This is a genomic window from Parafrankia sp. FMc2 (assembly GCF_041008525.1).
In the GTDB taxonomy this organism is placed as follows: domain Bacteria; phylum Actinomycetota; class Actinomycetes; order Frankiales; family Frankiaceae; genus Parafrankia.
The window spans coordinates 17369-36579 of record NZ_JBFLUG010000076.1; the positions used below are offsets into that span (position 1 = coordinate 17369).

Consider the following 19211-nt stretch of genomic DNA (forward strand, 5'->3'; position numbering starts at 1 on the left):
ATGGAGACACGCCGGGACGCGATCCCGCGCCCGGACGGATCACCGGGAGTTCGCATGACGTCATCGATCAGCAACCCCTCCGCGATCAGCAACCCCTCCGGCCCCGGAGAAGGGGCCGGCTCCCCCGCCGCCCCGGACGAGGCGGCGACGCTCTACGGCGCGTCGACCCCGGCCCGTTCCGCCGCGGCGACGGCGGCCCCAGCTCAGCCCCAGGCCCCTGCGGCCCCCGCGCGGGCGCGGGCCTCGCTGCGCGGCGCCCGCCCCGGGCGGACCACGGTCCGCGACGTCCGCGCGGCCAAGGAGCGGGGCCAGAAGTGGGCCATGCTCACCGCCTACGACGTCACCACAGCCGGGATCTTCGACGAGGCCGGAATCCCGGTCCTGCTCGTCGGCGACTCGGCGGCCAACACCGTCTACGGCTACGAGACCACCGTCCCGATCACCGTGGACGAGCTGATCCCCCTGGTCCGTGCGGTCGTGCGCGGCGCCCCGAACGCGATGGTCGTCGCGGACCTCCCGTTCGGCTCCTATCAGGCCAGCCCCGAACAGGCGCTGGCGACCGCGGCCCGCTTCCTCAAGGAGGGCGGCGCGCAGGCCGTCAAGCTGGAGGGCGGCGCCCGGGTGCTGCCCCAGGTCGAGACGCTGGTGGCTGCCGGCATCCCGGTGATCGGGCACCTGGGCCTCACCCCGCAGAGCGTGCACGCCTTCGGCGGCTATCGCGTGCAGGGCCGCGACCAGGCCGGTGAGGTCCTGCTCGCCGACGCGCGCGGCCTGCAGGAGGCCGGTGCGTTCGCGGTCGTGCTGGAGGTCGTCCCCGCCGACCTGGCGGCTCGGGTCACCAAGGAGCTGGTGATCTCCACCGTCGGGATCGGCGCGGGTGCCGACTGCGATGCCCAGGTGCTGGTCTGGCAGGACATGGCCGGCCTGACCGGCGGTCCCGCCCCCCGCTTCGTCAAGCGCTTCGCCGACCTGCGCACGGCGCTGGCCGAGGCGGCCACGGCGTACAGCGACGAGGTGTCACGCGGGGTGTACCCGACCGTCGAGCACAGCTACTGATGCGAGCACAGCCGCGCAGACTCGTCCGCGTTGGTCACCGCTCCTGAGCAGCCCCGGGGCCCGGGCCGGCGGCCAGTGCCGCGGCCAGGCTGGCCCGGGCCTCGACCAGTGACGGGCCGTACCAGGTGAGCAGACGTCCGGAGACGCACACCGCGGGCACCGCGAACGCCTCCGGACCGTCGGACGGGCTGAAGGCGTACGGCTCGTCCGGCAGCACCACCAGATCGTGCGGCGGCAGGGCGGCGACGTCCACCCGTGGGTAGCGCTGGTCGGAACCGCCGAGCGCGTTGTCCACACCGAGCCGCGCCAGCACGTCACCGGTGAAGGTGTCCCGGCCGACCGCCATCCACGGCCGCCGCCAGATCGGGATGACCGCCCGGCGGCGCGGCCCCCGGTACGGCTCGGCCCAGACCTGCTCCGCGGTCGTGAGCCAGGCCGGGCGAGGCAGCCGGCAGCCCAGGCGCAGCAGCCGGTCGAGGCTGCGCAGCGCCGCGGGGACTGTCGCCGGCGCGGTCACCCAGACGGCGAGCCCGGCGGCGCGCAGCGCGTCCAGATCGACCTGGCGGTTCTCCTCGGCGTTGGCGCAGACCAGGTCCGGTGCCAGCGCGGCGATCCGCTCCAGGTCCGGGTTCTTGGTCCCGCGGACCCGGGTCACCGCCAGATCCTCGGGATGGGTGCACCAGTCGGTCGCCCCCACCAGCAGGCCCGGCGCGCTCGCCGCGACCGACTCGGTCAGGCTCGGCACCAGCGAGACGACGCGCCGGACCTCCGCGGGGACAGGCACCGGGTCTCCCAGGTCGTCCCGCGGCTGCGCCCACGCGTCACGAGGCCGCGCCAAGCCGGCCGGCGGCCCCGACGGGTCGACCGGCGGCACCGCCGAACCCGCCGCCACGGGCTCAGACGTCGGTGACGCGCAGGCCGGCGTGCGCCTTGTAACGGCGGTTGACCGAGATGAGGTTCGCGGTGAGCGCCTCGACCTGGCCGGCGTTGCGCAGCTTGCCGGCGTAGATACCGCGCATGCCGGTGATCTGGTTCGCGAGCGCGATCACCGTGTCGGTCGCGGGGCGGTCGTCACCGATCACCAGGATGTCGGTGTCGATCGACGCGACCGTCTCGTCCATGAGCAGAACGGCGGAGACATGGTGGAACGCGCCGACGACGGTGCTGTCGGGCAGCACGGCCGCGGCCTGCTGCGCGGCGCTGCCCTCCGCGACGGGCAACGCGAAGGCGCCGCCCTTGTCGAAGCCCATCGGGTTCACGCAGTCGATGACGATCTTCCCGGCGAGCTGCTTGCGCAGATCGGCGAGGAGCTCGCCGTGGCCCTCCCACGGCACCGCGACGATCACGACGTCCGCCCGCTCGGCGACGTCGGCGTTGTCCCCGCCCTCGATGCGCCGCCCGGAACCGGCCAGCTTGGCGGCGGCATCCCGCCCGCGGTCAGCGGAGCGCGAGCCGACCAGCACCTGGTGACCCGCCAGGGCGAAGCGGACCGCGAGGCCGCCGCCCTGCGGCCCAGAGCCGCCGAGGATACCGATCACAAGGGACGACACGTCAGGGAGAGGGGTCGAGACTGAGGTCACGGACCTCATCCTGCCCGAATCCGCCCGCACGTGCCGGCCCGTGTCACAGCCTGTGAGCCCGCTCCCAGTTACCGGCTTCCGCGGTCGGTTCCGGCGGGTGTCCGATGGACTCGGGCGGGCGGCACCAGCCCGGCGGGCCCCCGGGCCCCGCCGCGGCGGCCGCGGCCCGGGCCGCACGCGGCGTCACGGTGTCGTCGCACCGCCCGAAAGGGTGCCCGGCGGCCACCGTGGCTGGCCGGAAGCCCCCACAGCACGGGGCTTGCGAACGCACAAGCTCGACAACGGCAACCGGGAGGACATTTCCCCGACCCCCCGAAAGGGGCACTCACCCGATAGTGGACTATGAGGGAACAACGGGGCAGCTACGATCGCGACCGCGCTCCCAGGGCCCGTCTGAACCCCGGCCCGTCGGGTGGCAGCCCGGACACCCCGGCGATGCGTCGCGACCGGCGAAGGAGCAGCACGAGTGGCAGATCCTCACAGAACTCTGACCACAACATGGAGCGCCGGCGATGCGACGCACCGTGAGGGGCGGCATGTTTCGGGGAACCCCGAGCGTGCGTTCGTCCGAGATGGGCCGTACCGTTCCGAGTCACATGCACCACACAGATCTTCGGTAGGCAGAACTTCCGAGTCAGGCGAGAGAGGTCGAGCAATGGCGGACGTGTCGGTTCGCTTCGCGATGACGAACGACAGCGAAGTGGTGCTGAACCTGTCGCTGCCGCAGGCACTGCGCCTGATGGAAGCGATCGCGCGCAAGGTGGGCGAGACCCTTGCCGAGCGCAGCAACCAGTCGGTGGGCGGGGTCGGCGGGGTTCCTTCGCCCGCGCCGTCCAACGGGATGCCGAGCTTGGGGCCGTACACACCGTCCTGAGCACGCCACGACGCGGTCCCGGGCGCCCGTGCGGGCGCCCCGCACGAGCACGGCAGCCGGTCATGCGCCGGGGACGGGTGATCCCGCCCCCGGCCGGCGGGGTGGCCCGTCGACCGCCAGATCCACGGCGGCGTCCGGAGTGGCCAGCGTGTAGATCTGGGTCGTGCTCACCGAGGCATGGCCCAGCAGCTCCTGGACCACCCGCACATCCACGCCGCCGTCAAGCAGGTGGGCCGCGAACGAGTGCCGCAGCACGTGCGGTGACGCCCCGTCCACCCCGGCGGCATCCGCCGCGGCCCGCAGCACCGACCAGGCGCTCTGTCGGGACAGCCGGGTCCCACGGCGGGACACGAACACGGCCGCGCCCGGGCCCCGCGTCACCTCGGGCCCGGAGCCGGCCAACAGCGGCCGGCCGCGTCGCAGGTAGCGCTCCAGCGCCGTCACGGTGCCATGGCTGAGCGGGACGACCCTGACCCGACCACGCCGGGCGCGCAGCCGCACCGCGGACCGTTCCAGGTCGAGGTCGTCGAGGTCGAGCCCGACCGCCTCCGAGATCCGCGCGCCGGTGCCGTAGAGCAGTTCGAGCAGGGCTGCGGTGCGCAACCGCCGGGCCAGCCCGGACGGATCCGGGACCGGGACCCGCTCTCCATCGGCCCGCCCGGGTCGGGCCTCCCCCGCCGGCGCATCTCCGGCCCATGGCTCCCCGGCCGATATCGCTCCAGCGGGTGTCACTCCGGTCGGTGTCGTTCCAGGCGGTGTCGTTCCAGGCGGTGTCGTTCCAGCTGGCGAGGCCCCGCTCGGGAACGCCGCGTCCTGGCGCGTGGCGAGGCCGGCGGCGGCAAGGACCGCGGCGACCTGTTCCACGGTCAGCGCGCGCGGCGGGCGCCGCGGGGGCAGCGGTGCCCGGACCGGCAGCGACACGGCCGCGTCAACGTCCCCTTCGCGGACCGCGAACCGGTGCAACGACCGGACCGCGACCAGCATCCGGGCGACCGAGGCCGGTGCCAGTGGCGGGTGCTCGGCGTCTCCGGTGCGCAGCGCGGCGGCGAACTCCGCGATCTGGGCCGCGCCGACCGCGGCCAGTGCGTCAAGGTTCCGCGCCGCCAGGTACTCTCGGTAGCGACGCAGGTCGCGCCGGTAGGCGAGGATCGAGTTGCGGGCCAGCCCCCGCTCGCGGCCGACATGATCCAGATAGCGGTCGATGACCTGGTCAGGGTGGGCCGGGTCGTCCACCGACCTACGGCGGCCGGCATCGTCACCGCCCGCCGTGGTCATCATCGAACTGATATTAGGGGGCGACGGCTCCGGTTCGTCGGTGCCCGCCCCCACGGCGCCGGGAAGCGTCTATCGTGCCCCTTGTGCGGACGGACGCGGGATCGTCACGCCGCGCCGCATCCCCGGGGGTCGTCATCGCCGCCGTCTCGGTCATCCTCACGCTCTGCGCGGGCTCGCTGCTCGCCGGTTGCGGGGGCTCGGGCCGGCCTGACGGCGCGCCGGCCCCGCCCCGCCCCGGCTCCGCCACCGGCGCCACGGGAGCGGGGCAGGCAGCGGATGCGGGCGGCAGCGCCGCCACGGCCTCGGGCGGTCCGGCGGCACCCGGAGGGCCCGCCCCCTCCGCCTCCGCCGGGAGCGGAGCCCCTGCGCCGCCCAGCTCCCCCGCTCGCGCCGCCCAGGTCGTCGAGGCCTACTTCGCCGAGATCAACGCCGCCGCGCGCGACGGGCGCGTCGCCGACACGTCCACCACCGCGCTGCCCGGCTGCCAGACCTGCGCGCTGGACGTCGGCATGACCCGCCACCTCGACCAGAACGGCGTGCGGGCCGCGACTCCCCCCTACGAGATCACCGGCCTCGCCGCGGGCGAGCGGCGGGGCACCGTCGTCGACGTCCGGTTCACCGCCACGGCCCGCCCGGTGCGGCTCCTGGACCCGGCGGGCCGCGACGCCGGTCTGGAGCCCGGTGTCCCGGCCCGGGCGGCCACCGCCCGGCTCGTCCTGACCGGCCCCGGCTGGCGCGTCCAGAACATCGTCTACGCCGCGGGGGCCGGCCGGTGAGCCGCCGCCGCCCGGCGCGGGTCGCCGCCGCCGCACTGACCATCGTCGCGCTGACCGGCGCCACGCTGACGTCCGCGGTGGTGGGACCTGGCCCGGCGCCCGGCCTGCTGCCCGGCCTGGCGGCCCGGCCGGCCGCGGCGGCACCGCAGCCCCCCTCGCAGACCGGCTGCGCCGGCGCTCACTGGGGCAGCTGCGACACCCGGGCCACAGACCGCGGCTACCAGTACCGCTACCACAACGGCCTGCTCGAGCAGGTGCCGATCGACAGCGGCGGCGGCGGGGGCGGCGCCGGCTGCGGCGACGACTGCCCGCCCGACCCGGACGCCCTCTGCGCGCTGCTGACCGGTGTCGGCGCCGCCCCGGAGATGACCGAGGCCGAGCGGGCCGAGTACGACGCCCTCGTCGCGGAGTGCGGGCCGGTGCTCTACGACCCCGACGGGATCGCGGTCGACGACCTCGCCGCCCAGTTCGCCGACTACCTGCGGGAGGAGCTGCTGCCCACCCCGGAGGTGGTGATCCAGCCGGTCGGTAACAGCTTCGCCAACCTCCCGTCGATCATGCATACGGCGGTGCCGGCGGCGTTCACCTTCGACGTCACCGAACCGGTGCTGGCGACGATCAGCGCCGCGCCGCACTACGCCTGGCGCTTCGGCGACGGGGAGAGCGGCCCCGACGCACCCGGCCGGCCCTACGACCCGGCGATCTCGCCGCGGGACCACCCGGACGCCTATGTCGCCCACTCCTACCGCCGCCCCGGCACCTACCAGGTCACGCTCACCGTGACCTGGAACGGCTACTTCACCGTCCCCGGGGTGGGGCAGGCGTTCCCGCTGGACGACGTCATCCTCGCCGCCACCGAGACGATCACGGTCGAGGAGGCCGGCGGCGTCCTCGTCGGCAACGACTGACACACCGCCACGACCGGCCGGCGCGGCCGACTGGCACATCCGCCGCCGGCCGCCGCTGACCGGATGGTGATCGGGGGCGGACGTCAGCCGGTCGCGGTGGGCCGGGCCGACCAGGCTGCGTCGACCGGTCGCAGGCCGCGGAACCCGTCCGCCCGGGCGCGGTAGGCGGCCAGCAGGCCGATCATCGCCATCGCGTTGGTGATCTCCCCGCGCATGACCTGGTCCACCGCGTCGGAGAGGTCGACGCGGGTGATGGCCATCTCCGCCTCCTCGTGCACCCCGACGTACCGCTCCGCGGTGGGGATCTCCCGCAGGTCACGGGCGAGGAACACGCGGTAGGCCTCGTCGGTCATGCCCGGTGAGGCGTACACGTCCACGAGCAGGTCGATGCGGCCGGCATGCAGGCCCGCCTCCTCCGCCAGCTCCCGGGCGGCCGCGCGGGACGCCGGCTCCCCGGGGACGTCCAGCAGCCCCGCCGGCAGCTCCCAGAGCGGGCCGCGCACCGGGTGCCGGTACTGGCGCACCATCACGACCCGTTCCCGGTCGTCCAGTGCCACCACCCCGACCGCGCCGGGGTGCACCACGACATCCCGCTGGGAGGTGTCGCCGTCGGGCATCCGCACCATGTCGCGCCGGACACCGATGATCCGCCCCTGGTAGACGACGGAGCTGTCGGCCACCTCGTAGCTGTGCGCCGCCGCGCTCACGGGGAGACCAGCTCCGCGCCGGTCACGCCGGTCACGCCGGTGACGTCCGCGCCGGACGGGGTATCGCTCGCCGGGCGGGCCAGCTCGGAGGCCGCGATGTCGACGGGCAGCAGGCCGCGCCGACGGTTCGCGTGGGCCACCGCCGCACGGGCCAGGCCGCGGAACAGCGGATGGGCCCGCGTCGGCCGCGACCGGAACTCCGGGTGCGCCTGCGAGCCGACGTAGAACGGGTGCGTGCCGGCGGGCAGCTCGACGACCTCGACCAGCCGGCCGTCCGGGGAGGTGCCGGAGAACACCAGCCCGGCGGCGGACAGCCTGTCCCGGTAAGCGTTGTTGACCTCGTAGCGGTGGCGGTGCCGCTCCGAGACCTCGGGCTCGCCGTACTCGCGACGGGCGACCGTGTCGGCCCCCAGGGCGCACGGGTAGAGGCCCAGCCGCATGGTGCCGCCCATGTCACGCTCCCCCGCCACGACGTCACGCTGGTCGGCCATCGTGGAGATCACCGGGTGCGCGGTCTGCGGGTCGAACTCGGCCGAGTTGGCGTCGGTGAGCCCGGCCAGCGAGCGCGCCGCCTCGATCACCATGCACTGCAGGCCCAGGCAGATCCCCAGGGCGGGGATGCCGTGCTCGCGGGCGTGCCGCAGCGCCTGGATCTTGCCCTCGATCCCGCGGATCCCGAACCCGCCCGGCACGATGATCCCGTCGACGCCCTCGAGCAGGTGGGAGGCGGCCTCCGGCGAGGTGAACCCGTCCGAACCGATCCAGCGGATCTCCGGGCGGGCGTCGGCGGCGAACGCTCCGGCCCGCAGTGCCTCCGTCACCGACAGGTAGGCGTCGGGCAGGTCGATGTACTTGCCGACGATGGCCACCGTCGCCGTGTTCGCCGGGTGGTGCACCCGTTGCAGCAGGGTGTCCCACTCCGTCCAGTCGACGTCCCGGAAGCTCAGGCCCAGCCGGCGCACCACGTAGGCGTCGAGACCCTCGCGGTGCAGCACCTTCGGGATGTCGTAGATCGAGCCAGCGTCCGGCGCGCCGACGACGGCCTCGTCGTCCACGTCGCACATGAGTGCGATCTTGCGCTTGAGCGCGTCGGGCAGCGGCCGGTCCGACCGGCAGACCAGCGCGTCCGGCTGAAGGCCGATGCTGCGCAGCGCGACGACGGAGTGCTGGGTCGGCTTGGTCTTGAGCTCACCGGACGGTGCCAGGTACGGCACCAGGCTCACGTGCACGGTGAACGCGTTGTCCCGCCCCACCTCGTGCCGGACCTGGCGGATCGCCTCCAGGTAGGGCAGCGACTCGATGTCGCCGACGGTGCCGCCCACCTCGGTGATCACGACGTCCACCGCGTCGGTCGCCAGCCGGCGGATGCGGTCCTTGATCTCGTCGGTGATGTGCGGGACGACCTGCACGGTCTGGCCGAGATAGTCGCCGCGCCGCTCGCGCGCGATCACCGCCGAGTACACCTGCCCGGTGGTCACGTTCGCACTGGCGTCAAGGTCGACGTCGAGGAACCGCTCGTAGTGCCCGATGTCCAGATCGGTCTCGGCCCCGTCGTTGGTGACGAAGACCTCCCCGTGCTGGAACGGGTCCATCGTGCCTGGGTCGACGTTCAGATACGGGTCGAGCTTCTGCATCGTGACCCGCAACCCGCGGGCCTTCAGCAGACGGCCGAGGCTGGATGCCGTCAGGCCCTTACCGAGACTGGAGGCGACGCCCCCCGTCACGAACACGTGCTTGGTCATATGCGCCTGCGCCACGCGAACTCCCGTGGTCACGCCGCCGGTACCGGCCCCGGCGCCTCCACGGGTCTTCACGGTAACACCGGGCTGAACAGACCTGCCAGGCGCCCTGCCACAGGCCACCGCACCGCGGACCACCGCACCGCGGACCGGCGCACCACGGACCACCGCACCACGGGCCGGCGAGCGACGGACCGGCGAGCCACCGGCGGGACGGCTGCCGTCATGCGGCGGGGGTCACGGGCGGGCCAGCTCGGCCTTGTCCGCCGCCGCGGCGGCAAGGAGCTCCTCGGCGTGGCCGCGGGCCAGCGTGCTCTCCTCCTGGCCCGCCAGCATCCGGGACAGCTCGCGCACCCGCTCGGACCCGTCGAGCGCCACCACGCCGCTGCGGGTCACCGAACCGTCCTCGGCCTTGTGCACGACCAGGTGCCGGTCGGCGAACGCCGCGACCTGTGGCAGGTGCGTGATGCACAGGACCTGGTGGGTGCGGGCGAGCCGGGCGAGCCGGCGGCCGATCTCGACCGCGGCGCGACCGCCCACACCTGCGTCGACCTCGTCGAACACCATGGTCGCGCCGGCGTCGGCGGCGGCAAGCACCACCTCGATCGCCAGCATCACCCGGGAGAGCTCACCGCCGGAGGCGCCCTTCTCGACCGGGCGGGCGGGGGCCCCCGGATGCGGCACCAGCCGCAGCTCCACGTCGTCGATGCCGCTCGGGCCAAAGGCCACCACCCGGCCGCGGACGGGCAACCCCCCGGGGTCGTCGCGCTGCACGACGACCGCCTCGACCCGCGCCCTGGGCATCGCCAGGCCGGCGAGCTCCGCCGCCACCGCCGCCCCGAACCGCTCGGCGGCGGCGGACCGGGCGGCGCTGATCCGCTCCGCCAGCGCGGCGAGCTCGGCGGTCAGCTCGTCGCGTTCGGCCGCCAGCGCGCCGGACTGGTCGCCGTCGCCGTCGAGCTCCAGCAGCCGGCGCCCGGCTGTCTCGGCCCAGGCCAGCACACCGTCCACGTCGGTACCGTGGGCGCGGGCGAGCGCCGTCAGCTCGGCCTTGCGCGCCTGGGCATGCGCGAGCCGCGCCGGGTCTGACTCGACCCCCGCCCCGTAGGACGCGAGGTCGGCGGCGACGTCGGTCAGCAGGGTCGCGACCTCGGCGAGGCGGCTCGCCAGCTCGCCGAGCGCCGGGTCGAGGGAGGCGTCGGAGGCGACGACCCGGCGGGCGGCACCGACAAGGTCGACCGCCCCCGGAACGTCGTCACCGACGGCGGGATCGCTGACGAGGGCGCCGTGCGCGGACCGCGCCGCCTGCACCAGCGTCTCGGCGTGCTCCAGCCGGCTGAGCTCGGCGCCGAGCGCCACGTCCTCCCCGGGCTGCGGGGCGACCCGTTCGACCTCGTCGAGCCCGAGGCGCAGCAGCTCGGCCTCCTGCACGCGCTCCCGGGCCCGCCCAGTGATCTCGGTGAGCTGCGCCCGCACCTTCGCCAGCCGCGCGTGGACCCGCCCGTAGCGGGCGAGCGGCTCGGCGACGGCAGGCCCGGCGAACCGGTCGAGCGCGTCCCGCTGGGTCGAGGGACGCCGCAGCCGCTGCGCCTCCGACTGGCCGTGGACGGCGATCGCGTTCTCGGTGATCTCGGCGAGGACACTCGCGGGCACGGACCGGCCGGCGAGCTGCGCCCGCGAACGGCCCTCCGCGGTCAACGTGCGCCCCACGATGATCACATCTTCGTCGAGCTCCCCGTCGAGCTCGCGGACCCGCTTCACCAGCGCGGAGTCGGGCGGCACGACGAGCCGGGCCTCGACGGAGGCACGCCCCAGCCGCGAGGAGACCAGGGCGTAATCGGCCCGCCCGCCGGTCAGCAGGCCGAGCCCCTGCACGATCATGGTCTTGCCGGCGCCGGTCTCACCGGTGACCACCGTCAGCCCCGGTGCCAGATCGAGGACCGCGTCATCGATCACGCCGAGCCCGCGGATACGAATCTCCTCGAGCACGCCCCGAACTCTAGCGTCACCCACCCCTCACCCGGCACCCGGAAAACGGGGAATGACGGGCGAGCCGCCGATTCCCGTCACGTCCCGGGCGGGCGCAGGTGCCGGTCAGCGCGCCGCTCGCCCCGCCAGCCGGCCACCGGCAGGTCGAACTTGGCGACGAGGCGATCGGTGAACTGCCGTGGTCTGATCACCGCGAGCCGCACCGGGCGCCGCCCCCGGACCACCTCGACCCGTGACAGCTGGGGGACGTCCACCAGCCGGCGCCCGTCGCAGTACAGCACCGCCGGGACGTCCGGCAGGACCTCGATCGCCACCGTCGCCCCCGGCGCGAGGACCAGCGGCCGGGCGAACAGCGCATGGGCGCTGATCGGCACGACGAGCAGCGCCTCCACCCCCGGCCACATCACCGGCCCGCCGGCGGAGAACGCGTACGCCGTCGACCCCGTCGGTGTCGAGCAGATCACGCCGTCGCAGCCCCACCGTGACAGCGGCCGGCCGTCGATCTCCAGGACGCACTCCAGCATCCGGGCCCGCTCGACCTTCTCCAGCGACATCTCGTTGAGCGCCCAGCCGGTGTAGATCACCTCACCCTGGTGGCGGACCGTCACGTCGACGGTCATCCGCTCCTCGACGGAGTACTCCTTGCGCACCACGTGCTCGACCGTGGCCGCCAGCGCGTCGGGCTCCGCCTCGGCCAGGAACCCGACGTGGCCCAGGTTGACGCCGAGCAGCGGGATGTCGGCCGACCGCGCGAACTCCGCTCCCCGCAGCAGACTGCCGTCGCCCCCCAGGACGAGCACCAGCTCGGCCCCGACGGCGGCGTCGACATCCGCCGGGACCACGTTCGGCGCGGCGAGGTCGAGCAGCTCCGCCTCGTCGCGCAGGACCCGCGGGGAGACACCGGCCGCGCCGAGCATCTCCAGCACCCGCTGTGCGCTCTCCCTCACCACGGAGCGGCGGGGATGGGTGACGACGAGCACCTCACGGGTCATCAGCCGGTCCTCGGGGGAGTGGTCGGAGAGGCGGACCCGGTCGGGCCCGACGATCCCGGGTCCGGCAGGCCGGGCCCCGGGCCGAACGGCTGCGGGCCGGAGCCGGCCCGGTCACCCGCGGGTCCCGCCGCGATCGCACCGGCGATCATCGCCTCGACCTCCCCCGAGCCCGGCACGGCATCGGCACGCAGCCACAGAAGGTATTCGACGTTGCCCGCGGGCCCAGGCAGGGGGCTGGCGACCACCCCGCGGACGCCGAGCCCCAGACCCAGGGCCGCCTCGGCGACGGACCGCACCGCACTCGCGTGCAGGGCCACATCACGGACAACACCGCCGGCGCCGAGGAGCTCCCGCCCGACCTCGAACTGCGGCTTGACCAACAGGACGAAGTCGGCGCCGGGCACGGCGCACGCGCGCAGCGCCGGCAGCACCAGCTCCAGCGAGATGAACGACAGATCACCCACGACCAGCTCCACCGGCTCCCCGACCTGCTCGAGGGACAGGTGGCGGGCGTTCGTCCGGTCCAGCACGAGAACCCGCGGATCCGCGCGCAGCCGCCAGACAAGCTGCCCGTAGCCGACGTCGACAGCCACCACCTCCCGGGCGCCGTACCGCAGCAGCACGTCGGTGAAACCGCCGGTGGAGGCTCCGACGTCCAGGCAGCGCCGCCCCGCCACGACCAGCCCGGGCCGCGGGGCCGGCATCGATCCCGCCTCCGCGGGGCCGGAATCTGCGGAGTCGGGACCTGCGGAGTCGGGATCCGCGGGGCTGGGAGGCGGTGGCGGGGCGCCGAACGCCTCGAAGGCGCCGACCAGCTTGTGCGCACCGCGGGAGGCGTAGCCCGGATCGTCCTCGGTCACGACGACGATCGACGCCGACGTGTCGACCATCGTCGCGGCCTTCGCCGCCGGGACCCCGCCGACACGGACCCGGCCGGCGGAGATCGCCTCGGCCGCCCGCTCCCGGGAGGACACCAGCCGGCGACGGACGAGCTCGACGTCCAGACGGGTCCGACGTGCCATCGACGATCCCGCCCGCCTCACCGAGGAGCCCGGGCGCCACCCGCGCCGGGCGCCCCGGGCACACCCGAACCCGCCTGCGGACCGGAACCGGCAGGTGGGCCCGGCACACCGCGGCCAGCGGGCCCACCGGCAAGATCCTGCAGGGACTCCTCCAGGAGCCGGTGCACGTCCTCGAACACCTCCAGGTGCTCGGCGGCCGGCCGGCCGGGGAGCGTGGCGAGCCGCGCGAGTGCCGCTGTCAGCTCGGCGGGCAGTTCGTCGGTGTTCACCGGACAAGCCTCTCGCATTCGGTGTGACGCTGGTGGCCGGCCACCGCATCAGCCGGGGCGCACGTGGCTGCCCTCACATCCGCCGTGCCCGCCCGCCGCTCTCACCCCGCCGCTCCCGCCCCGCCCGCCGGGCCGAGCGGGTCCGGTCAGAGAGCGTGTCCGGGCGTTAGTGTCTCTGGCCGGGGGATCCGAGCCGTCCGGGTCCCGGCCCGGCGCCGAGGAGGGGAACGTCCGGCATGGCCGACCGTGTGCAGTGTGAGGCAGCGCTGCGCGCCCTCGCCTCCCGCCTCGACGAGCTCGCCCGGGGCCGCCGTCCGCCGCGAACCCCCGATCGCGTCATCTCATGCCGCATCCCGGACCTGGCGACCACGTTCTCCGGCCATCTCCGCGACGGCTTTCTGCAGGACATCGGCGAGGGCGAACACCCGGGCGCCCAGATCACCCTCACGCTGAGCAGCGACGACCTGCTCGCCGTCACCGAAGGAACGCTCTCGGTGAGTACCGCCTGGGCCAGCGGACGGCTCAAGGTCGACGCGAGCATCCGTGATCTCCTGCGGGTCCGCTCACTGCTCTGAGGCAGATCATCGGCGCTGAGACAGCTCATCGGGCCGCCGGCAGGCGAAGATCCTCACATCCCGGTGGGCGTTCGTCCGCCAGCGCCGTCAGCTCGTGCCCGGCGTCGGCGGCCGACCAGACCAGCGCGCAGGCCGCCCGCAGCGCATCCAGACCGTCGTCACCGCCGGCTTCGTCACCGCCGGCGTCCGCATCGGCAGCGTTCGCACCAGCGGTGTTCGCACCAGCGGTGTTCGCACCAGCGGTGTTCGCACCAGCGGTGTTCGCACCGGCGTTGGGGCGCCAGCGCAGCGTCCGCCCGTCGAGCACGCAGGCCCAGGAGCCGCAGCGCGAGGCCCCGTCCGCCGCCACCGCGGCCGGCTGCGGGCGCAGCAGCCCGCGCAGGTCGGCGGCGAGGAACGTCGGGCGATGCTGCGGTGGCGCCGCGAGCAGCTCCGCCGGCCCGGTCACCCCCGTGAAGACCAGCAGGGTCGGTGTTCCGGACCGAAACCCCGCCTCGATGTCGGTGTCGAGCCGGTCCCCGACGATGATCGGTTCGCGGGCGCCGCTGCGCCGCACCGACTCGGCGTGCATCGCCAGCTCCGGCTTTCCGGTCACCACCGGCTCGGCCTCGGTCGCAGCGCGGACGAACGCGACCAGCGCGCCGTTACCGGGCGCCAGACCACGCTCGGTCGGCACCGTCAGGTCCGTGTTGCTCGCGACCCACCACGCGCCCGCCCGGACCGCCAGCACCGCCTCGACCAGCCGGGCATAGGTCATCTCCGGGTCGAAACCCTGGACCACCGCGGCCGGCCGGTCATCGGCCGAGGACGTCGGCGACAGACCCTCCGCACGCACCGCCTCCCACAGCCCCGCGCCGCCGGCGACCAGCACCGCCGCACCCGCCGGCAACCGTTGCGCCAGCACGTGCGCGGCCGCCTGCGCCGATGTCACCACCTCGGCGGCGGTAGCCGGAACACCGAAGCCGGTCAGCCTCTCGGCGACGGTCTCCGGCGTGCGCAGCGCGTTGTTCGTCACGTAGACGGAGCGCATCCCGTCACGGCCCGCGGCCTCGATCGCGGCCGCCGCATGCGGGACCGCCCGCTCGCCGCGGTTCACGACCCCGTCCAGATCGAGCAGGGCGACGTCGAACAGCGACGTGAGCGGGCGGGACGTCCCCGACAGCGGCGCCCTGGCCGGTGCCGACGGTGGCGTCATGCGCGGTTCAGCGCGGCACGTGCCCCGCGCAGTGCGACGCCGTAGTGGGCCAGGTCGGGCCGCATCGCCACGGCGAGCGCCAGGTGCTCCACCGCGACCCGCAGGTCACCGGTGCGATGGGCGGCCATACCCAGACCGAACTGGGCGTAGTCGTCGGTCGGGTGCCGGTCGACGATCCAGGCGAAGGTGCGCACAGCGTCGGCGTACTGCCCCGCCTCGAACTGCGCCCGGCCGAGCGCCTCACGGACACTGGGCGACGCCGGCTCGGCGGCGACCGCGTGGCCGAGCAGCTGCACGGCGGCGTTCGCGTCGCCATGCCCGAGCAGGGCCATCCCGCGGGTATACCAGTCGTAGACCTCCCCGGCCGGGGAACCGTTGCCCGCGAAGCCGCTGCCGCGCGGAACGCCGTTGCCTCCAGGAAAACCGAACTCCTCCGTCATGGCACCTCCACGTCGTCCGGACCGCCACGGCTGTGGCCACCGCGGCGGCGGCACCAGTACCACCAGGACGCCACACCAGGCCGCGCCACGGGCCCGCGCGATCAGTGCCGAGCACGATCACGCGGCGCGACGACCGCACCGGAGCCAGCCGGCCCACACCCGACCAACCCCACCGGCCGGCGTCCTCGGCGACACAGGTGGGAGGGAGGCGTCCCACCCTCCTCACCAGTGTCACCGTAAGCGGCACTCAGATGCCTCAACATCGGAATAACGGCCTGTCTTCCACGCCACCCGGACCCGCGCCGCCGGACGCCGCCGGACCCCGCCGGCCGCCGCCGGACCCCGCCGGACGCCGCCACCGGACCTCACGGGACCTCACCGCACTGGCCGACGGACGGATCTGCGCCACGGCGGCCCCCGGCGGGAGCGCGCAAGCACCTACGATGCGCGTCATGGTTGCCTCCGACGCCGCCGTACCCGTTCCTGCCGGCCTGGTCCTCGCCCCGTTCCGCGCGGCACGTTTCTCCGCCGCGGGCCCGGAACTCGCCGCGCTGACCTCGCCGCCCTACGACGTCATCGACGACGACGAGCGCGCCGAGCTGGAGGCGGCGGCGGAACACAACGCTGTCCGGCTGATCCTGCCCCGCGACCCGGACAGCGCCGACGACGGCGCGAACCGGTACGAACGGGCGGCGCGGACGCTCCGCCGCTGGCTCGCCAGCGGCGTCCTGGTCCGTGACACCAGCCCGCGGCTCTACGTCTACGAGCAGCGTCAGGACGGCCATGTCCAGCGCGGTCTCGTCGGGGCGCTGGCGCTCGCCGACCCCGACGCGCAGATCGTGCTGCCGCACGAGAACACCATGGCCGGTCCGGTCTCCGACCGTCTCGCCCTGACCCGGGCGACCGAGGCGAACCTGGAACCGATCTTCCTTCTCTACGACGGGGGCGGCGCCGCCAGCGAGGCCGTCGCGGCCGCCGTGCGCACCGAACCACTCATGGACGTCAGCACCGCCGACGGCGTGACCCACCGACTGTGGACGATCGAGGAGCCGGCCGCCCTGGACGTCATCGCGGCCGACCTGCTCCCCCGCCGGGCGGTGATCGCCGACGGTCACCACCGCTACGCGACCTACCGCCAGTACCAGGCCGAACGCCACGCGGCGGGCGACGGCGACGGCCCCTGGGACCACGGGCTCACCTTCCTGGTGGACGCGACCGTCAGCGGCCCGCAGGTGCACCCGATCCACCGCGCCGTCCGCGGCCTCACCCTGGCCGACGCGGTCGCCCGGGCCGAGCAGTTCTTCACGGTGCGCCCACTCACCACCGGCGGCGACACCGCGGGCGCCCTCGCCGGCCTGCTGGACGATCTCGCGAAGGCCGGCCTCGACGGCCACGCCTTCGTCATCGCCGACGGCTCGGCTGCCTACCTGCTGACCCGGCCCACAGCCGACCTGCTCGGCCGAGCCCTTCCCGCGGACCGGTCAGCGGCCTTCCGCGGCCTGGATGTGACCGTGGCGCACCTCGCCCTGATCTCCGACGTCTGGGGGCTGGAGGACACGGTCGGCGTCGTCGACTACCACCACGACGCCCCGGCCGCGGTCGCCGCCGCCCAGACCCACGGCGGCGTGGCGCTGTTGCTCAACCCGACCCCGGTCACGGACGTCATCGCCGTCGCCGGAGCCGCGGAACGGATGCCCCGCAAGTCCACCCTCTTCACCCCCAAGCCACGTACCGGCCTGGTGATGCGCCCGCTGGACTGATCGGCGACACCGCCCGGGACGTCCGCACACGACGGTCCCGGGCGGTGGATCCCCATCAGGCCGGCGGCTGGTCCTGCGCGCGGGACGGCGCCGCGGACTGTTCCCCGCCGTCCGGAGCATCCGAAAAAATGATCTCCGGGATGGGGGCGGCACTGTCGGCGGCGGCGGTCGCCGCGGTCCCCTCGCCAGCAGCCGAGAAGTCGACCGCGGCCTCGGACACAGCCGGCGTGGCCTCGTCCGCACCCGGTGCGGACTCCCCGGCGGACTCCCCGGCGTGGGCGCTCTCGTCCACCGGGCCCTCGAGCGCGGGCCTGGCCACACGCTCCGCCGACTCCGCCTCGCCTGTCGCTGCGTCCTGGGACAGCGCGTCCCCAGGCACTTCGCCCTCGGCCGATCCGGCCTCGGCGGCCCGCTCGCCCGCGGAAACGTCCACACCCGCAGGCGCGCTCTCGGCCCGCGCCGCAGCAACGGGTTCGCCCGCAGCCGTCCGGCCGCTCTCGTCAGCCGCCGCGCCAGCATCGCCCGACCCGGTCACCCGTGGTTCGGTCGGGGTCCGCCCAGCGGCCTCCGCTCCCGCGGCAACCGCCTCGGCCACAGCTGTCTCAGCCACATCCGTCGGAGCTGCCTCGGCCTCCGTGCCACGAATGCTCGCCGCTCGCTCCACTCCGTCAGTTCCGGCGTCGGTTGCGTCGGCGCTGGCGTCGTCCGCGCCATCGGCGTCATCGTCATCGTCATCGTCGATGACGGTGAGCTCGTAGATCCGTTCGGCTGCGTCGGTCTCGTCCTCGTCGATACCGGCCGTCGCCGTGAACCAGCGGAGCGCCTCGACCGGACGACCTGAAGCCAGCAATGCCTCGGCGTAGGCGTACCAGAGGCGGGGCGTCCAGGGCCTGGGCTCCGTCCGGGCCGTCGCGTGCTCTCGGAGCAGCACCGCAGCGGCTTCCGGCTGGCCCATGTCCCGTCGGGCGCCGGAGACGACGATCAGCAGTTCGATGCGCCCGGCGGCGTCGAGCTCAGCAGCTCCGGGGTCCGACAGGCAGTCCACTGCGCGCTCCGGCCGGCCGAGGCCACGCTCCGAGTCGGCGATCAGCGGCAGGTTGTGCGGCGAGCCGTCGATACGGCGAGCTGCGCGCAGTTCCAGCAGCGCCGCCGCGTACTCGCCGGCGTGGTAAGCAGCGACACCGACCGCCTCGCGGACAGCCGCCATTCTCGGCAGCCTCGCGGCAGCCGCCCGTGCATGTTCCAGAGCCAGGGCGGGATCCTCGTCGACAAGCATTGCGGCAGCAACGAGATGCCGGGCAATGGTCTCCGCGAGCGGTGCTGGCACGCTCCGCAGGTCGCGTCGGATGTCCCGGTCGAGCAGCTCGGCCCGGGCCTTGTCCGGCAACGGGGGAGCCGGCGGACGACGGCGCGGGGCCGCACCGTCCCGTGCCGGCCCCGAACGGCCGTGGCCGCCGGCACCACCACGGGCAGGCCTGTCCACGCCTGCTCCTCCGCGGGCCTGACGGTCGAACCCGCCGCCAGAGCCACGGGCCGGACGGCCAACGCCACCTCCACGGGCCGAACGGTCGGGCCCTCCGGTACCACCGCGAGCCGGCCTGTCGGTCGCGAACCGGCCCCGGGACTCCGGTCGCCCAGCCCCGCTGGACCCGGCCGGCCGTTCTCTGCGCTCGGGGGCCGACCCGTCCGGGCGGGTCCCCCGGGGCCGCTCGGGCCGGTCACCCGCAGGGCGGTCAACGAAGGGACGCTGGCCCGGACGACCATCATCCGGGCGGCGGCTGGCCATCGCGCCACCAGCTGTCCGGCTGGGGCCGGTGCCTCGCTCGGGCCGCTCACTGTTGTACGGACGCGAAGGCCGCTCCGGCCGCTCACTGTTGTACGGACGCGAGGACCGCTCCGGCCGCTCACTGTTGTACGGACGCGAAGGCCGCTCCGGCCGCTCACTGTTGTACGGACGCGAAGGCCGCTCCGGCCGCTCACTGTTGTACGGACGCGAAGGCCGCTCCGGCCGCTCACTGTTGTACGGACGCGAAGGCCGCTCCGGCCGCTCACTG

18 protein-coding genes are annotated in these 19211 nt (G+C 74.6%); 6 read left to right on the plus strand and 12 right to left on the minus strand.

The window, feature by feature from the left end; all coding sequences use genetic code 11:
* Positions 1-54: 54 nt before the first annotated feature.
* On the plus strand, positions 55-1056 hold the full coding sequence (gene panB / locus AB1460_RS23125) for a 3-methyl-2-oxobutanoate hydroxymethyltransferase (RefSeq protein WP_368964053.1): 1002 nt from the start codon (positions 55-57) through the stop codon (positions 1054-1056).
* 34 nt (positions 1057-1090) lie between these two features.
* On the opposite strand, the gene AB1460_RS23130 is transcribed toward panB, so the two are convergent.
* Both AB1460_RS23130 and npdG read right to left on the minus strand, forming a co-directional pair.
* A complete protein-coding gene (locus tag AB1460_RS23130; RefSeq protein WP_368964071.1) occupies positions 1091-1894 on the minus strand; it encodes a helical backbone metal receptor in 804 nt (267 codons plus the stop codon).
* A gap of 58 nt (positions 1895-1952) precedes the next feature.
* Complete coding sequence (gene npdG / locus AB1460_RS23135; RefSeq protein ID WP_195905254.1) at positions 1953-2645, minus strand: NADPH-dependent F420 reductase; 693 nt, start codon at positions 2643-2645, stop codon at positions 1953-1955.
* A gap of 646 nt (positions 2646-3291) precedes the next feature.
* Between npdG and AB1460_RS23140 the strand changes: the two genes are divergently transcribed.
* The gene (locus AB1460_RS23140) at positions 3292-3510 is read left to right on the plus strand and encodes a hypothetical protein (protein ID WP_006542192.1); all 219 of its coding nucleotides are present in this window, start codon (positions 3292-3294) and stop codon (positions 3508-3510) included.
* Between the two features lie 60 nt (positions 3511-3570).
* On the opposite strand, the gene AB1460_RS23145 is transcribed toward AB1460_RS23140, so the two are convergent.
* On the minus strand, positions 3571-4788 hold the full coding sequence (locus AB1460_RS23145; protein ID WP_368964055.1) for a tyrosine-type recombinase/integrase: 1218 nt from the start codon (positions 4786-4788) through the stop codon (positions 3571-3573).
* 71 nt (positions 4789-4859) lie between these two features.
* Here AB1460_RS23145 and AB1460_RS23150 point away from each other — a divergent pair, with 71 nt between their 5' ends.
* Positions 4860-5561, plus strand: coding sequence for a hypothetical protein (locus AB1460_RS23150; RefSeq protein WP_368964056.1), 702 nt, complete (start codon positions 4860-4862; stop codon positions 5559-5561).
* Entirely contained in the window at positions 5558-6469 is a 912-nt protein-coding gene (locus tag AB1460_RS23155; RefSeq protein WP_368964057.1) for a PKD domain-containing protein, read from the plus strand. Before AB1460_RS23150 ends, AB1460_RS23155 begins: the two co-directional genes overlap by 4 nt.
* 83 nt (positions 6470-6552) lie before the next feature.
* Here AB1460_RS23155 and AB1460_RS23160 read toward each other — a convergent pair whose 3' ends face one another.
* The 6 genes from AB1460_RS23160 to AB1460_RS23185 all read right to left on the minus strand — a co-directional run bounded on the left by AB1460_RS23160 (position 6553) and on the right by AB1460_RS23185 (position 13187).
* Complete coding sequence (locus AB1460_RS23160; protein WP_368964058.1) at positions 6553-7176, minus strand: NUDIX domain-containing protein; 624 nt, start codon at positions 7174-7176, stop codon at positions 6553-6555.
* Positions 7173-8933 (minus strand): CTP synthase, encoded by a 1761-nt coding sequence (locus AB1460_RS23165; RefSeq protein ID WP_368964059.1) that lies wholly within the window; start codon positions 8931-8933, stop codon positions 7173-7175. Before AB1460_RS23165 ends, AB1460_RS23160 begins: the two co-directional genes overlap by 4 nt.
* A gap of 219 nt (positions 8934-9152) precedes the next feature.
* Entirely contained in the window at positions 9153-10904 is a 1752-nt protein-coding gene (recN, locus tag AB1460_RS23170; RefSeq protein WP_368964061.1) for a DNA repair protein RecN, read from the minus strand.
* 77 nt (positions 10905-10981) lie between these two features.
* Entirely contained in the window at positions 10982-11896 is a 915-nt protein-coding gene (locus AB1460_RS23175; protein ID WP_368964062.1) for an NAD kinase, read from the minus strand.
* Positions 11896-12918 carry a TlyA family RNA methyltransferase gene (locus tag AB1460_RS23180; RefSeq protein ID WP_368964063.1) on the minus strand — a complete coding sequence of 341 codons (1023 nt, stop codon included), beginning with the start codon at positions 12916-12918 and terminating at the stop codon, positions 11896-11898. The genes AB1460_RS23175 and AB1460_RS23180 overlap by 1 nt, the downstream gene beginning before the upstream one ends.
* Before the next feature lie 17 nt (positions 12919-12935).
* Positions 12936-13187: a hypothetical protein gene (locus AB1460_RS23185; protein WP_368964065.1), complete on the minus strand. Its 252-nt coding sequence runs from the start codon at positions 13185-13187 to the stop codon at positions 12936-12938.
* Between the two features lie 236 nt (positions 13188-13423).
* Between AB1460_RS23185 and AB1460_RS23190 the strand changes: the two genes are divergently transcribed.
* Positions 13424-13762 carry an alkyl sulfatase C-terminal domain-containing protein gene (locus AB1460_RS23190; protein ID WP_071085713.1) on the plus strand — a complete coding sequence of 113 codons (339 nt, stop codon included), beginning with the start codon at positions 13424-13426 and terminating at the stop codon, positions 13760-13762.
* Between the two features lie 25 nt (positions 13763-13787).
* Here AB1460_RS23190 and AB1460_RS23195 read toward each other — a convergent pair whose 3' ends face one another.
* Both AB1460_RS23195 and AB1460_RS23200 read right to left on the minus strand, forming a co-directional pair.
* The gene (locus AB1460_RS23195) at positions 13788-14957 is read right to left on the minus strand and encodes an HAD hydrolase-like protein (protein WP_368964066.1); all 1170 of its coding nucleotides are present in this window, start codon (positions 14955-14957) and stop codon (positions 13788-13790) included.
* The gene (locus tag AB1460_RS23200) at positions 14954-15397 is read right to left on the minus strand and encodes a tetratricopeptide repeat protein (RefSeq protein WP_368964067.1); all 444 of its coding nucleotides are present in this window, start codon (positions 15395-15397) and stop codon (positions 14954-14956) included. Before AB1460_RS23200 ends, AB1460_RS23195 begins: the two co-directional genes overlap by 4 nt.
* A gap of 443 nt (positions 15398-15840) precedes the next feature.
* Here AB1460_RS23200 and AB1460_RS23205 point away from each other — a divergent pair, with 443 nt between their 5' ends.
* Entirely contained in the window at positions 15841-17157 is a 1317-nt protein-coding gene (locus AB1460_RS23205) for a DUF1015 domain-containing protein (RefSeq protein ID WP_368964068.1), read from the plus strand.
* Between the two features lie 55 nt (positions 17158-17212).
* On the opposite strand, the gene AB1460_RS23210 is transcribed toward AB1460_RS23205, so the two are convergent.
* Positions 17213-18640 carry a hypothetical protein gene (locus tag AB1460_RS23210; RefSeq protein WP_368964069.1) on the minus strand — a complete coding sequence of 476 codons (1428 nt, stop codon included), beginning with the start codon at positions 18638-18640 and terminating at the stop codon, positions 17213-17215.
* Positions 18641-19211 lie beyond the last annotated feature (571 nt).

Excerpts from the sequence above, each read along its gene's own strand:
- panB (WP_368964053.1), top strand. The coding sequence starts at position 55 with ATGACGTCATCGATCAGCAACCCCTCCGCGATCAGCAACCCCTCCGGC.
- npdG (WP_195905254.1), bottom strand. The coding sequence starts at position 2,645 with ATGAGGTCCGTGACCTCAGTCTCGACCCCTCTCCCTGACGTGTCGTCC.
- AB1460_RS23140 (WP_006542192.1), top strand. The coding sequence starts at position 3,292 with ATGGCGGACGTGTCGGTTCGCTTCGCGATGACGAACGACAGCGAAGTG.
- AB1460_RS23145 (WP_368964055.1), bottom strand. The coding sequence starts at position 4,788 with ATGATGACCACGGCGGGCGGTGACGATGCCGGCCGCCGTAGGTCGGTG.
- AB1460_RS23175 (WP_368964062.1), bottom strand. The coding sequence starts at position 11,896 with ATGACCCGTGAGGTGCTCGTCGTCACCCATCCCCGCCGCTCCGTGGTG.
- AB1460_RS23180 (WP_368964063.1), bottom strand. The coding sequence starts at position 12,918 with ATGGCACGTCGGACCCGTCTGGACGTCGAGCTCGTCCGTCGCCGGCTG.
- AB1460_RS23190 (WP_071085713.1), top strand. The coding sequence starts at position 13,424 with ATGGCCGACCGTGTGCAGTGTGAGGCAGCGCTGCGCGCCCTCGCCTCC.
- AB1460_RS23195 (WP_368964066.1), bottom strand. The coding sequence starts at position 14,957 with ATGACGCCACCGTCGGCACCGGCCAGGGCGCCGCTGTCGGGGACGTCC.
- AB1460_RS23200 (WP_368964067.1), bottom strand. The coding sequence starts at position 15,397 with ATGACGGAGGAGTTCGGTTTTCCTGGAGGCAACGGCGTTCCGCGCGGC.
- AB1460_RS23205 (WP_368964068.1), top strand. The coding sequence starts at position 15,841 with ATGCGCGTCATGGTTGCCTCCGACGCCGCCGTACCCGTTCCTGCCGGC.